Genomic DNA, 14,002 nt, shown 5'->3' with positions numbered 1-14,002 from the left:
CGCGGGCACGGAGGCGCGTTTGACCGACAGCGACTCCGGACAGGGCGCCTCCCGCCATGGCGAGCCGGACAGTCGGCGCCATCGCCTCGATGTCTGGCTCTGGCATGCGCGCTGCATGCGCACGCGCTCCAGCGCCGCGGCGCTGGTGAAGGCCGGCCGCGTGCGGCTGAACGGCGCGCGCGTCACTGCCCCGAGCCAGACGATCCGCCTTGGCGACGTGCTCACCATTGCCCTCGATTCCCGCGTACGGCTCTGGCGGGTCACCGGATTTATCGAGCGGCGGGGGGATGCACAGGCGGCGGCCACGACCTATGTGGAAGTGGAGACCCCTGGCGCGCCGGACAGCCATGCGCCGTGAAGACCTGATGTTTCTTGCGACTCTCCGGCAGGTGCGCTAGGTGAGCGCCGCGGGACAATTCACACCCGCCGTACGGAGACCGGATAAATGACCTACGTAGTCACGGATAATTGCATCAAGTGCAAATACACCGACTGCGTCTCGGTATGTCCGGTGGACTGCTTCTATGAGGGCGAGAACTTCCTCGTCATCCACCCGGACGAGTGCATCGACTGCGGCGTGTGCGAGCCGGAATGCCCCGCCGAGGCGATCAAGCCGGACACCGAGCCGGGGCTGGAGAAGTGGCTCTCCATCAACGCCGACTACGCCAAGGTCTGGCCGAACATCACCGATCGCAGGGATCCGCTGCCCGACGCCAAGGAGTGGGATGGTGTAGCCGATAAGCTACAGTATCTCTCACCCGAACCGGGTAAGCAGGACTGAACGCGCGCCCCTGCGGCCCGCCTCGATTCGCCGACGCCGACGCCCGCTGACCGATTCAGCGGCGCCGGTGCGGCTTGCGCTGCATTGCGGCAGCATTTTGATTCTTCCGGGATTCGTGCTATATACCCTCTCGTGCAGTCGATTGGGTTTGCCATGGCGCAACGCTCCCGTACCGGAGCGCCCCTCCCGGAATTGATGTCGGGCCTTCGTCCAGCATGCGGCGACAACCGCATGACGGGCTTCCCTGAGTTTTCCGTCGACGGCTGAAGTACGGTTTCCGCATCCGTGGAAGCCGGGGTGTTTCTTTTCCCTGCGGGCTAGCCGCAGGCGGCAGCGCGCCGAGGGCGACGCGGCGCCGTGAGAACCGAGACCCAGGAGCAGGCACAGCATGACGTCGACCAAGAAGCCGTCCAACAACATCCGCCAGGGTTTCAAGACGGGCGAGCACATCGTGTATCCGTCCCATGGCGTCGGACGCATTATGGCGATTGAGGAACAGGAAGTGGCGGGCTTCAAGCTCGAACTGTTCGTCATCCACTTCGAAAAGGACAAGATGACGCTGCGCGTTCCGGTCCCGAAGATCGCCTCTGTCGGCATGCGCAAGCTCTCGGAACCGACCATCCTCAAGAAGGCGCTCGAGACCCTGAAGGGTCGTGCCCGCGTGAAGCGCACCATGTGGAGCCGCCGCGCGCAGGAGTACGAGGCCAAGATCAACTCCGGCGATCTCGTCGCGATCTCCGAGGTGGTGCGTGACCTCTACCGTTCCGAGGCGCAGCCTGAGCAGTCCTATTCCGAGCGCCAACTTTACGAGGCTGCTCTCGACCGCATGGCGCGCGAGCTCGCTGCTGTCGACAACCTGACCGAGACCGAGGCGATCAAGCTGATTGAGCAGAACCTGCTCAAGGGCCCGCGCCGCACCGGCAAGGGCGAGGCGGAAGCCGAGGCCGAGACGGCCGAAGAAGAGACCGATACGGAGGAAGCCGCCGCCTGAGCGGTGCTTTCCGATCTGGACGGAAAAGGCCCGGCCTCGCGCCGGGCCTTTTGCTGTCTGGACCCGTGTGCTTTCCAGACCTGTGCCTGGCCCATCGAGGAACCTTCCTTCGCTCCCGGCGTTGACAGCGCGTCCGGGCCCGGCGCCCGGCGCTTGTCCGGGGGCCGTTGACCATCGGAGACGCGCCGTCCGCGGGCCCCCGACGGGTTCGGGGAGACGCCGCATGAGCGAACAGGCCGGCCGCTGCACCCAGCTCGCGCGCGCCGCGATGATGGCGCCGCTGCTCGACCGCGACGAAGAATACGAGCTCGCCCACCGCTGGGCCGAGGAACATGACGAGCAGGCCCTGCACGCGCTGATCCATGCGCATATGCGCCTCGCCATCGCCATCGCCCGCCGCTTCCGCAATTACGGCCTGCCCATGTCCGACCTCATCCAGGAGGGGCATATCGGACTCATGGAGGCCGCGTCGCGCTTCGAGACGTCGCATGAGGTGCGCTTTGCGACCTACGCGACATGGTGGATCCGCGCCGCCATTCAGGACTACGTGCTGCGCAACTGGTCGATCGTGCGCGGCGGCACCTCCTCCGGCCAGAAGGCGCTGTTCTTCAACCTGCGGCGCATACGCGCCCGGCTGGAGCGCGACAGCGATCGCACCGGCCTGACCACGCGCGAGGAGATGCACCGCTCCATTGCCACCAGCCTCGGCGTCAGCCCCATCGAGGTGGCGCGCATGGATGCCCGCCTCAACGTTCCCGACCTGTCGCTGAACGCGCCGCTGGCCCCCGGCGAGGATGACGGGGTCGAACGTCTAGACCAGCTCGTCGCGGACGATCCGCTGCCGGACGAACAGGTCTCGATGGAGATCGACGGCGAGCGCCGCCGTCGCTGGCTGCAAGGGGCCCTGCGTGGGCTCAACGAGCGCGAGTTCCGCATCATCAAGGCGCGCCGGCTCGACGAGGAAAGCGAGACGCTGGAAGTGCTCGGCGCCCGGCTGGGCATCTCCAAGGAACGTGTGCGGCAGATCGAGAGCCGCGCCATCGAGAAGCTGCGCATCGCCCTGACGCACAATCCCGACGTGCCGCGCGGCGCCTTCGGCCCGGCCTGACGGCGGCTATTCCGCGATGATCTTGTACTGCTCGCCATAGGCGAGCTTGTCGCCGCGGTTGAGCCCGTTGAGGATCAGGAAGCGCTCCATCGCCTTGTCCTGCACGTCCATCTTGGCCGCCAGCCTCTCCGGCGTGTCGGTAAGGCCGGCGGTGACGATGCGCAGACGCAGCGGCTTGACGTTGTCGGCCTCCTCGATGGAGACGCGGCGGAAGGTCTCCGCCGCCTGACGGAACGCCTGGTCGAGTTCCGGCGTGAGCTGCCGCGCGGCGAAGATCAGTCGGTACACGTCGCTGCCGAAGCGGATCGCGAACATGCGGAACGACCATTGCTCGCCCCGCGCCACGGCGGTGGCGGCGGGGAAGCCGTTGAGCACGAGGCTCTCGACGGTGGAGATCTCGACACCCTCGATCCAGCCGGAGGAGAGGTACTGCGCCAGGCTCTGGTCGCCGGCGACGCGCACCGCGTCGAGCCGGAGCGCCTCTCGCCCGGAAGAGCTGGCGCCCAGCACGGCCTGGGAAGTGTTCTCCAGCGTGAAACCCTCCGGAGCGGTGAAGGTGAAGCCGAGCTTGGGGTGGAAGAAGCGGCGTCCGCGCACGAAGCCTTCCTTCGGGTCGTCGCCATAGACGAGCCCGTCGATCGCCGACAGGTACTGCTTGCGGTCACGCTCGCCCGGTTTGGAGGGAGAGGCGTATTCGCGCGCGTTGGCCATGACGATGGAGATGCGCTCGGGCGTGGCGGGATGGCTTGCCAGGAAGTCGGAGGTGTCGGTGCTGGCGCTCTGGCTCATCGAGGTCGAGCGTATCGAGGCCTGCCGGCCCATGGTGGTCAGGAAGCGTTCCGCGCCATAGGGGTCGAAGCCGGCGCGGGCGCTGATGCCCACGCCGATGGCGTCCGCCTCCAGTTCCTGGCCGCGCGAGAAGCTGGCGAGCGAAATGCGGCTGCGGGCGAGCGCCAGCGCGCCGAGGTCGGAATCGTTGACCACGTCGGAGATGACGCGGCTGACGAGCACGGCCTGCTTCATCTGATCTTCGCGCGTCGCGGCATGATTGGCGATGACGTGCGCCATCTCATGGGCCAGCACCGAAGCCAGCTCGGAATTGTCGGAGGCGAGCGCCAGAAGGCCGCGCGTCACGTAGAGCGAGCCATTGGGCAGGGCGAAGGCGTTCACCGCCGGCGAATTGAGGATGGTGACGCGGTAATGCAGGTTCGGCCGCTCGGAAGCCGCGACCAGCCGTGTCACCACGTCCTCGATCTGCTTCTGCAGCTTCGGATTGTTGTAGGCACCGCCATAGGAGGAGACGAGCCGCTCGTGCTCCTGCCGCTGCGCCGGGGTCAGCACCTCGTCGAGACGCGGGGGCGGGGTGGGCGCATTCGCGGTGCGCGATTCCTCGAGCGCGGCGCAGGCGCCGAGGAGAAGAGTGCCGCCGAGCGCAAGGGCGCGCACGAATGCGCGCAGAGACGGGCGTCGGGACGCCGTCTCCCCCGCTCTGCGGTCTGCCCCCAAGCTGCGCACGGATTCTGTCACCGTTCCCCTGCCTGCCTCGTTCCCGGTGCGGCCCCGGACCATTCGATCTGCTCGGCCCAGACGATGTCGAACGCCGGCCCGCCGGCCTCCAGCACGGTACCGCGCATCGCCACGTGTCGCCCGGCGAGTTCTGCCAGCGTCGTGCCACGGGCTTCAAGCGCGATTCGCGCCGGTTTCTCCAGCCGGCCGGTCATGTCCTGCCGCCAAACCGGGCCGAAACTGAGGTAATCCACCCGGCGTCCGTTTCCAACACTTCGCACGCGCCCCGCCACGATCGTGAAACGCCCTTCGCGGGTACGGATGGCCGCGATGTCGCGGGCATCGAGAGGCAGCTCCGCCCAGATGCCAAGCTTCGCGTCGCGCGCCGGGCGCTCACGATCGAGCCATGCCGGCATGCAGCCGAGAACGTCCTTCTCCGGTCGGGCGGCGGCGATGCCGCGCGCGAGAAGTTCGTCCTGCAGCGTGGCCGCGTGACCTGACAGCCAGACAATGCCGACGAGCCGTCCGTAGCGATCCTTGCCGGCCGTCGCGAACTCGATGTCGCGTTCGAGGGCGATCTCCTCCAGGGCGGCACGCAGAGCCGGTTCGCCGGACGCACCGGCAAGCGAGAGGCCTGCGAGGCGCAGGACGATGCCGTCCGCCAACCGCAAGTCGCCGCCCGGTTCCAGTCCGGCGACGCGGCCCCGCCCGTCATAGGTGCCGGGGCAGTTTGCCGCCAGTGCGGGCGCCGACAGGACAGCCGAGAGCACGGCCGCGCCGACGAGGCAGCTCAACGCGTGCGCACGCCAGCGGCTCCGGGTACGCAGGGCCGGCGCAGCGGAGCGGGCAGTCATAGACGACACATCCAAACGTCCCGGCATGATCATTTCCGGTCTACAAACGCCGGAAAACGCCCCTTCCCCGGGATGTTGCCATCCAGGCCGGAGCGCTTCCTATCGTTGCGATCGATCATCATCGCGGTGTTGCAGCATAGCTCAAAGCCGCCGCCACGCCCACCCGTTCGCGCGGACCACAGGCGCGCGGCGTGCGCCCCTTGATCCGAAGCCTCGATTGGGTTCATCTACGCGCGGTCACTCCCGGTAGCTCAGCAGGATAGAGCACAGGTTTCCTAAACCTGGGGTCAGGGGTTCGATTCCCTTCCGGGAGGCCACGGCTTCCTCCCTCCCGCCGTGAGCCATTGCTAATCGATCTTCACGGTGTGGCGCAGCGTGCTTCCGGGAGCTGCGCGTCGATTCCCAGCGTCGAGATGAAGCGCCGGGTGCGCTCGTGCTTCGGGTTGGTGAACAGCTCGCGTGCCGGGGCGCTTTCCACCACTTCCCCGGCTTCCAGCAGCACAGCCTCATGCGCGACGCTGGCGGCGAGGCGCAGATCGTGGGTGGCGATCATCATGGTGGAGCCCTCGCGGGCGAGCTGGGCCAGCACCTCCACCACCTCCAGCGCCAGTTCGGGGTCGAGCGCCGAGGTCGGCTCGTCGCAGAGCAGGACGCGGGGCGAGGAGGCCAGCGCGCGGGCGATGGCGACGCGCTGCTGCTGGCCGCCGGAAAGCTGTGCGGGGAAGGCATCGGCCTTGTGGGCGAGGCCGACCTTTTCCAGCAGCTCGAGCGCCCGCGCGCGGGCCTGCGCCTCCGGCCATTTCAGCACCACGACGAGGCTTTCCATCACATTGCCCAGCGCGGTCCGGTGGGGGAAGAGCTGGAAGTTCTGGAACACCATGCCGGTCTGGCGCCGCACGCGGCGGATCGTCTCGCGCTCTGGCGGGCGGCCGGTGAAGCGCACGGTCTCCTCGCCGAGCACGAGCTCGCCGGCTTCCGGGAACTCCAGCAGGTTCACGCAGCGCAGCAGGGTGCTCTTGCCCGAGCCGGAAGGGCCGATCAGCGCGGTGACGGAGCCTTCGCGCACGCTGACATTGACGCGGCGGAGCACCTCAAGGTCCCCGAAGCGCTTCACGATGTCGGTAAGACGGATCATGCCGCGGCCTCCAGCGTGCCGCTGGAGCGGGCAAGATGCCGTTCCAGCCTGTCCTGCAGCGCGGAGAGCACGGAGCTCAGGGCGAGATAGATGAGCGCCGCCTCGATATAGATGATGAGCGGCTCATAGGTGGTGGCGACGATGCGCTGGGCTGCCTGGAACAGTTCGGGCACAGTGACGGCGGCGGCGAGCGAGGTGTCCTTCACCAGCGAGATGAAGGAATTGGAGAGGGGCGGCACGGCCACGCGCGCCGCCTGCGGCAGGACGGTGCGGCGCAGGGCCTGCGACCAGCTCATGCCGATGGAGTAGCTGGCTTCCCACTGCCCGCGAGGAATGGAAGCGATCACTGCGCGGACGATCTCGGACGTATAGGCGCCGACATTGATGGTGAAGCCGATCAGCGCCGCCGGGAAGGCGTCGAGCAGGATGCCCACGCTGGGCAGTCCATAGAAGATGACGAAGAGCTGCACCAGCAACGGCGTGCCGCGGATGATCCAGACATAGAAGCGCGCCAGCGCCACCAGCGGCCGCGGGCCGTAGAGGCGGGCGAGCGCCGTGAGGAAGCCGAGCGTGAGGCCCAGGGCGAAGGAAAGCAGCGTCAGCGGCACGGTGAAGACGAGGCCGGCCCACAGGAGCGGGCCGAGCGACTGCAGCATCAGGTCGAGCCAGTAGGGCACGTTCGTCACCCCTCAATGCGGCGGGACCGGCCGACGAGCCGATCCCGCATCGATCCCCTTGGCGGGGCGTTTCCTCGAAGCCTTACCTGGAAACGTCGGCGCCGAAATAGGTGTCGGAGATCTTCGCATAGGTGCCGTCGGCCCGGATCTCGTCGAGGGCCTTGTTGATGGCCGCGACGAGCTCGGGATTGCCCTTGCGCACGATGACGCCGGAATAGTCGGCGTCCTTCTCCTCGGCAACGATCCGCACCTTGGCATCCGGCTTGTGCTTCTTGAAGTCGAGGAAGGACAGGCTGTCGTTGAGGGTGGCGTCGGCCCGGCCGTTGAGCACGAGCTGGATCGACTGGTCGAAGCCGTCCGTTCCCACGAGGGTCGCGCCGTATTTCTCGGCCAGCTTGCCGAAATTCGAGGTCAGCGACTGGGCGGACCTCTTGCCCTTCAGGTCGGCGAAGCCCTTGATCGACTCGTCGCCGTCGCGGACGATCAGCACCGCCTTTGAGGCGATATAGGGCTTGGAGAAATCGTACTTGGCCTGACGCGCCTCGGTAATGCCGACCTGGTTGATCACGGCGTCGTAGCGGCCGGCGTCGAGCCCAGCGATCAGGCCATCCCACTTGCCTTCGAGGAATTCGGCCTTCACGCCAAGGCGCTTGGCGATCTCTTGGCCGATCTCGACGTCGAAGCCGACCAGCTTGTTGCTGCTGTCGTGATAGGTGAAGGGCGGATAGGTGCCCTCGGTGCCGATCTTGATCACGCCCGCCTGCTTGATGGCGGCGAGATCGTCCGCCCGTGCTACCGTGGGGCCGGCGAGCTGAAGCAGGGCGGCGAGGCCGGCGGCAATCAGGGTCTTCGAGCGGAAGGCGTCGGTGAATCGCATCTCATGTCACTCCCTGGCGGCACGCGCCGTGCTGCGGGCCGCGCATCCGTGCGTGCCCGTTCATAGATAGGCTGTCCGTTAGATAGGTCGCCAATGCGCTTTGCCGAATCGCCGGGCTCCGCGCCCGACGGACGGTTCGGGAGGCGGGGATCTATCTTACCTCTATTTTCTATAAATCAACTAGACAACCTTTCGGTCTCATGCCACGCATAGTGTCGATGGCGGTGGCGCCACGGTGCGCGCTGCGGCGAGGGATGCGTATGGCCGCGAAGAATGTCGAGCTGGGCGGGGTCGACCGGATTGCACGGCAGCCGGACCGCGCTCCTCCCCGTGCGGAACCTTCTCCGCCGCGCTGGAACCTCGATGCCGTGGTCGCGGGCCTCAAGCTTTCGCGCGACGTCAGCCATAATATCCGCCATCGCGGCCGGCTGCGTCCGCCGCCCTCGCGGGAGGCGATCGTCGCCGCACTGCAGGGCTTCGCCGCGGCGCTCTTTCCCGCTCATTACGGCCAGCCCGGCCTGACTGCGGAGACCATCGACTATTTCGTCGGCGCGACGCTGAACGATGCTCTCACCGGCCTGAGCGAGCAGGTGAAGCGCAGCCTGCCCTTCTCCATTCAGGAAGACCTGAGCGAGGAGGAGTTCGAGCGGCAGGCGGTGGAGATTACCCGCGACTTCGCCGCCCGGCTGCCCGCCATACGCGGCCTTCTCGTCAGCGACCTGCGCGCCGCCTATGACGGCGACCCGGCCGCTACCAGTTATTCGGAAGTGCTGCTCGTCTATCCCGGCCTCACCGCCGTGATCCACTATCGGCTGGCGCATGCCCTGCACGAGCTCGGCGCGAGCTTTCTGGCACGGCTGATCTCCGACATTGCCCATTCGCGCACCGGCATCGACATCCACCCGGGCGCCACGATCGGCGGCAGCTTCTTCATCGATCACGGCACCGGTGTCGTCGTCGGCGAGACGGCGGAGATCGGCGAGCGGGTGCGCCTGTATCAGGCCGTCACCCTGGGCGCGCGCAGCTTTCCCGCGGACGAGCGCGGCGCGCTCATCAAGGGGAAGGCGCGCCATCCGATCATTGAGGACGACGTGGTGATCTACGCCGGTGCGACGGTGCTGGGGCGCGTCACCATCGGCCGCGGATCGAGCATTGGCGGCAATGTCTGGCTCACCCATTCGGTGCCGCCCGGCAGCCACATCACACAGGCACAGACCCGCTCCAGCAGCGGTGCCGGTGCCATCTCCCCGGTGCCCGAACGGCCCGGACTTTCATCTGAACGGGGTGCCTGATGACTGAAGAGCCTGCCCTTCGCCGAACCTTGAGCGAGGCTGCCGCACGGCAGCTTGCCAATGCCACCAAGACTCGTGCCCAATGGTCCGGCATCACGCCGCGCTGGCTCGTGTCCTTCCTGCCCTGGACGCCGGTCGAGGCCGGCATCTACCGGCTCAACCGGGTCAAGGAAGCCGGGGGCGACATCGACGCCGCCGTCGAATGCTCGCCGCGCCGCGACCAGGATCCCGATCTGCCGGAAACCTTCGTCGATTACGAGGAGGCGCCGCGCGAGTACTCGCTCAACGCGGTGACCACCATCCTCGATGTGCAGACCCGCGTCTCCGACCTCTACTCGCACCCCTACGACCAGATCCAGGAACAGCTGCGTCTGCTGATCGAGAAGGTGAAGGAAAAGCAGGAGAGCGAACTGATCAACAACGCCGAGTATGGCCTGCTCGCCAACGCGGCGCCGACGCAGAAGATCAGCACCCGCACCGGCGCGCCGACGCCGGACGATCTCGACGAGCTGATCACCAAGGTGTGGAAGGAGCCCGCCTTCTTCCTCGCCCATCCGCGCGCCATCGCCGCCTTCGGGCGCGAGTGTACCCGTCGCGGCGTGCCGCCACCGACGGTGACGCTGTTCGGCACGCCCTTCCTCACCTGGCGCGGGCTGCCGCTGGTGCCGTCCGACAAGCTGTTCGTCGACGAGGACGGCAAGACCAACATCCTGCTCCTGCGCACGGGCGAGAAGAAGCAAGGCGTGGTCGGCCTGTTCCAGCCGGGCGTGCCGGGCGAGGTGGCGCCGAGCCTGTCGGTGCGCTTCATGGGCATCAACCGCAAGGCGATCGCCTCCTATCTCATCTCCCTTTACTGCTCGGCGGCCGTGCTGACGCACGATGCGCTGGCGGTGCTAGAGAACGTCGAGGTCGGCAAGTATCATGCCTATCCTGACACCTACGCCTGATCCAGTACTCGCGGCCGATGCGGTGGTCCCGGCGCCGGAGGGCGGCGTGGAGCCGCTTTCGCTGGAGCTTCCCGGCGAGGGCGCGCAGGCCGCACCGGGTTGGCCCCATCCGGGCGTGCTCCGACAGCTGGCGAATGCCTTCTTCCAGTCGGCTCCTGATGCGGCGCCGCATGTCGTCACTCTGCCGTCTTCGCCGCCGAGTCCAGGGAACATCCCCGGCGCCTCGGCGGTGACGACCGTGGCCCCGCACATTCCCGTGCAGCCGCCGGTCGGGCCGCCCGATGTGCCGCCCGTCACCATTCCCTCCGCGGTGCCGACGCCGAACATCCCGGCATCGGTCGCGCCCGCCGCCGTCGCGGTGCCGGGCTCGCCCGGCCTGCCGCAGCTGGGCGGTACTCCGGCATCGGGACTTTCCGGTTCGGTCTTCCCGGCCTTCTCGGCTCCGTTCGATTTCAGCGGCGTGCCGGCGGGGCTCGGCAATGTGGTGGCGCTCGATTCCCGTCGTCCTCCGACGGGCGCCGATGCGCCGTCCGTTCCCGGAAGTATCGCCCAGCCGAGTGCGGACGGGTTCTATTTCCTAAGGGAAGGAGAAACGCGTGCTCCCGTACCTGCGGGCGCATCGCTTCCCGGCGGCGTTCCGGCGCTGCCGTCCGAACTGGCGCATCCGGCAGAGCGGACGCCGGATTTCGGTGGCCTCTCCTCGGGCCTGCGTCCCGAGCTGGTGCCCGACTTCGGTCCGGCCTCGCGGCCTTTCGATCCGCACGCGGTCAAGCGCGACTTTCCCATCCTGCAGCAGAGCGTGCACGGCAAGCCGCTGATCTGGCTCGACAATGCCGCGACCACGCAGAAGCCGCAGGCGGTGATCGACCGGCTGAGCCGCTTCTACGAGCACGAGAATTCCAATATCCATCGGGCCGCCCATACGCTGGCGGCACGGGCCACCGACGCCTATGAGGCGGCGCGCGAGAAGGTGCGGCGTTTCCTCAACGCCGGTTCGGTGAAGGACATCATCTTCGTGCGCGGGGCGACCGAGGCGATCAACCTGGTCGCCCAGACCTATGGCCGCCGGCATGTGAAGGAGGGCGACGAGATCGTCGTCACCCATCTGGAGCACCATGCCAATATCGTGCCCTGGCAGCAGCTCGCGGCCGAAAAGGGCGCGAAGCTGCGTGTGGCGCCGGTGGACGACACCGGCCAGGTGATCGTCGAGGAATACGAGAAGCTGATCAACCCGCGCACCCGGCTCGTGGCGGTGACGCAGGTGTCGAACGCGCTCGGCACGGTGGTGCCGGTGAAGGAGCTGGTTGCCATCGCCCATCGCCACGGCGTCCGGGCGCTGGTCGACGGCGCACAGTCGGTCTCGCATATGGCGGTCGACGTGCAGGCGATCGATGCCGACTTCTTTGTCTTCTCCGGCCACAAGGTGTTCGGGCCCACGGGCATCGGCGTCGTCTACGGCAAGCCCGAGGTGCTGAAGGATCTGCCGCCGTGGCAGGGCGGCGGCAACATGATCGCCGACGTCACCTTCGAGAAGACGATCTACAATGGCCCGCCGGAGCGCTTCGAGGCCGGCACCGGCAACATCGCCGACGCAGTGGGGCTGGGGGCGGCGATCGACTATGTCGAGGCCATCGGCATGGAGGTGATCGCCCGCTACGAGCACGAGCTTCTGCTCTACGCGACAGAGAAGCTGCTCACCGTCCCCGGGCTGGAGCTGATCGGAACAGCGAAGGAGAAGGCGAGCGTGCTCTCTTTCGTGCTCGACGGCTGCCGCACGCAGGATGTGGGCGTCGCGCTCGACCGCGAGGGCATCGCGGTGCGCGCCGGGCATCATTGCGCGCAGCCGATCCTGCGCCGCTTCGGGCTGGAGAGCACGGTGCGCCCCTCGCTCGCCTTCTACAATACGAAGGATGACGTGGACGCGCTCGAGCTTGCGCTGAAACGCATCCAGAGTGGGCGGGGGTATCGCTCCTGAGAACCGGCCGGGCCTCGCGTGGAGCGATGCCCGGCCCGCCTTTCCGAGATGGGTCCTGTCGCTGGTGCAGGGCTTGGCGAAAGGGGGGGATCGCGTGCCTGCAAACTATCTTGCCGGCATAGCGATTATCCGTCCTTCGTTACCGATCGCCTGGAACGAGTCTGTTTGCGTGTCGCTCCGGTCGGTTTTTCGAGGCGTTTCTATGCAAATTATCGAAAGAAAAATATTGAATATCAGGCAGTAGCCGGTATCTTGAACACGCACTCAATATGAACGAGAGCCATGGTGGCGCCCCGTGCGGCGGCTGTCATATTCCTGCTGCCTATTCGGCAGCACGGTGCTCTTAAATTAGCAGTATTCCGATACAGCGTAATCTGAAATAGTCCGTGACTGCGGAACTAGCCTCGGCATTAGCCGGGCTTTAGTTTGCTGGAACGGTTTTTCCTCGACCAGAATCCGACGTGCTTCGGGCTTGTTGAGCCGGCGAAGCCTGTTCGTGTCCCTGGAAGGACACGTCGGAGAGGCGTCACCTTTTGCGGGGATGAAAGGCCGGCATCCAGCCAGGGTTGGATAGCAGGGGCGTTTTCAATGCTGAGTGGTGTGCCGGACGAGTGGGGCCCGAAGTTCCAACTCAATGGCGGAGCGGTGACCCGTACCCATACGGGACCGAACTCCATCCAGTTCACGGCCGCGTCACACATGGCGCTGGTTCTGTTCACGGCGCAGCCCGACCGGCAGGTCGCGCTCAACAGCGACCGCCGGATGGAAGGTCTCGCGCCGGCGGGCGCGCTGGAGATCATTCCCGTCGAGAGCGAGGTCTTTGCCCGCTGGCTGGTGGAAAAGCAGAATCTGCTCGTCGCCGTCGAGCCCGCCCGTCTGGAGCGGTTAGCCGGCATGGAGTTCGATCGCGACACTTTCGAACTGCGTCCGCCGAAGCTCGGCTTCGTCGATGCGCAGGCGCACACGCTGGCACGCTGGATGCGTCGCGAGGTGGAGACGACCGAGCTTGGCTGTGCCGAGAGTCTCGACGCGCTGGTCACGGTATTCGCAACTTATTTGCTTCGCAATTATTCGTCGCTGAAGGGACGATCCACGTCGATGTTCAACGGAGGTCTTTCGCCGAACGCCTGGCGGCGGGTGAACGACTTCATCCAGGCCCATTTGACCGAAAGCCTGCCGCTGGAACGTCTGGCGATGGTCGCCGGGCTATCGCCCAGCCATTTCGCGCGGGCCTTCAAGCACACGACCGGCCAGTCGCCGCACCAGTACGTGATCTCCTCGCGGCTCACCTACGCCCGGCACCTGATCATAAAGACCGAGGCGCCGCTGAGCGAAGTGGCGAAAATCGCCGGCTTTTCCAGCAACAGCCACATGACGGCGATGATGAAGCGGGTGTGGGGCACCATGCCGAAGGAATATCGCCGGCTGCGGCAGGTGGATGACATCGCTCCTGATCTGGGATCGCTGAACGGCAGCGGCTTGAGCGACTCCGAGCATCATTCCGAGGAAGGCTGATACGCCTGCTTGTGGCAGAAAGGTGGACCCTCGGAACACAGGGTGGCGATCCAGCTTTGTCGGCGAGATCGGTGCTGACTTGAAGTTCCAGCGGATATTTATCTGGCATTTCGTATTCATTGCGCTTCCAGGCCGATGCCATTCCGGTCTTCGCACCCGCACGAATCGCAAAGTCCGAAGAAGGAATACGACAAAAGTCGTCCATAGGACTACGATCGACATTCTATCCCTTGCGTAAGCATTGGATGAACACCTGCATGACGCCGATCCATCGTACCTAGATACCCCTTGCCTCTCTCTCAGTCTCGCCATCTGTCGCCCTATCAATTTCGGTCGCTTGCGAT

General features: G+C 66.4%; 13 protein-coding genes and 1 tRNA gene. 9 read left to right on the top strand and 5 right to left on the bottom strand.

From position 1 onward, the window contains the following. Nucleotides 1–19: 19 nt before the first annotated feature. From FO470_RS01180 to FO470_RS01165, 4 genes are all read left to right on the top strand, one after another. Complete coding sequence (locus tag FO470_RS01180; RefSeq protein WP_272482960.1) at nt 20–358, top strand: RNA-binding S4 domain-containing protein; 339 nt, start codon at nt 20–22, stop codon at nt 356–358. 87 nt (nt 359–445) lie between these two features. Beyond that, complete coding sequence (fdxA, locus tag FO470_RS01175) at nt 446–781, top strand: ferredoxin FdxA (protein ID WP_144341099.1); 336 nt, start codon at nt 446–448, stop codon at nt 779–781. A 388-nt stretch (nt 782–1,169) separates the two neighbouring features. Next, on the top strand, nt 1,170–1,772 hold the full coding sequence (locus tag FO470_RS01170) for a CarD family transcriptional regulator (RefSeq protein ID WP_144341098.1): 603 nt from the start codon (nt 1,170–1,172) through the stop codon (nt 1,770–1,772). 223 nt (nt 1,773–1,995) lie between these two features. Next, complete coding sequence (locus FO470_RS01165) at nt 1,996–2,880, top strand: RNA polymerase factor sigma-32 (RefSeq protein WP_144341097.1); 885 nt, start codon at nt 1,996–1,998, stop codon at nt 2,878–2,880. Nucleotides 2,881–2,886: 6 nt separating this feature from the next. Here FO470_RS01165 and FO470_RS01160 read toward each other — a convergent pair whose 3' ends face one another. Together FO470_RS01160 and FO470_RS01155 are read right to left on the bottom strand one after the other, a co-directional pair. Next, nucleotides 2,887–4,449 (bottom strand): M48 family metalloprotease, encoded by a 1,563-nt coding sequence (locus FO470_RS01160; RefSeq protein ID WP_472771022.1) that lies wholly within the window; start codon nt 4,447–4,449, stop codon nt 2,887–2,889. Continuing rightward, the gene (locus FO470_RS01155; protein WP_144341096.1) at nt 4,404–5,267 is read right to left on the bottom strand and encodes a thermonuclease family protein; all 864 of its coding nucleotides are present in this window, start codon (nt 5,265–5,267) and stop codon (nt 4,404–4,406) included. The genes FO470_RS01160 and FO470_RS01155 overlap by 46 nt, the downstream gene beginning before the upstream one ends. 213 nt (nt 5,268–5,480) lie before the next feature. On the opposite strand from FO470_RS01155, the gene FO470_RS01150 reads away from it, so the two are divergent. Continuing rightward, nucleotides 5,481–5,557: transfer RNA gene (locus FO470_RS01150), tRNA-Arg, on the top strand. Between the two features lie 41 nt (nt 5,558–5,598). On the opposite strand, the gene FO470_RS01145 is transcribed toward FO470_RS01150, so the two are convergent. The 3 genes from FO470_RS01145 to FO470_RS01135 all read right to left on the bottom strand — a co-directional run bounded on the left by FO470_RS01145 (nt 5,599) and on the right by FO470_RS01135 (nt 7,929). Beyond that, entirely contained in the window at nt 5,599–6,375 is a 777-nt protein-coding gene (locus tag FO470_RS01145; protein ID WP_144341095.1) for an amino acid ABC transporter ATP-binding protein, read from the bottom strand. Continuing rightward, nucleotides 6,372–7,052, bottom strand: a complete 681-nt coding sequence (locus tag FO470_RS01140; protein ID WP_144341094.1) for an amino acid ABC transporter permease — start codon at nt 7,050–7,052, stop codon at nt 6,372–6,374. The genes FO470_RS01145 and FO470_RS01140 overlap by 4 nt, the downstream gene beginning before the upstream one ends. 82 nt (nt 7,053–7,134) lie before the next feature. Next, nucleotides 7,135–7,929 carry an amino acid ABC transporter substrate-binding protein gene (locus FO470_RS01135; RefSeq protein WP_144341093.1) on the bottom strand — a complete coding sequence of 265 codons (795 nt, stop codon included), beginning with the start codon at nt 7,927–7,929 and terminating at the stop codon, nt 7,135–7,137. Nucleotides 7,930–8,189: 260 nt separating this feature from the next. Between FO470_RS01135 and epsC the strand changes: the two genes are divergently transcribed. From epsC to FO470_RS01115, 4 genes are all read left to right on the top strand, one after another. Next, a complete protein-coding gene (epsC, locus tag FO470_RS01130; RefSeq protein ID WP_144341092.1) occupies nt 8,190–9,221 on the top strand; it encodes a serine O-acetyltransferase EpsC in 1,032 nt (343 codons plus the stop codon). Further along, nucleotides 9,221–10,168, top strand: a complete 948-nt coding sequence (locus FO470_RS01125; protein WP_144341091.1) for a family 2A encapsulin nanocompartment shell protein — start codon at nt 9,221–9,223, stop codon at nt 10,166–10,168. Before epsC ends, FO470_RS01125 begins: the two co-directional genes overlap by 1 nt. Continuing rightward, nucleotides 10,143–12,143 carry a family 2A encapsulin nanocompartment cargo protein cysteine desulfurase gene (locus tag FO470_RS01120; RefSeq protein WP_144341090.1) on the top strand — a complete coding sequence of 667 codons (2,001 nt, stop codon included), beginning with the start codon at nt 10,143–10,145 and terminating at the stop codon, nt 12,141–12,143. Before FO470_RS01125 ends, FO470_RS01120 begins: the two co-directional genes overlap by 26 nt. A gap of 699 nt (nt 12,144–12,842) precedes the next feature. After that, the gene (locus FO470_RS01115; protein WP_186291794.1) at nt 12,843–13,658 is read left to right on the top strand and encodes a helix-turn-helix domain-containing protein; all 816 of its coding nucleotides are present in this window, start codon (nt 12,843–12,845) and stop codon (nt 13,656–13,658) included. Nucleotides 13,659–14,002: the final 344 nt, after the last annotated feature.

It is taken from the genome of Ancylobacter moscoviensis, from assembly GCF_007559435.1.
Classification (GTDB): domain Bacteria; phylum Pseudomonadota; class Alphaproteobacteria; order Rhizobiales; family Xanthobacteraceae; genus Ancylobacter; species Ancylobacter moscoviensis.
Note: the sequence above shows the minus strand (reverse complement) of the source record. Positions and strands in the feature narration are given on the sequence as shown.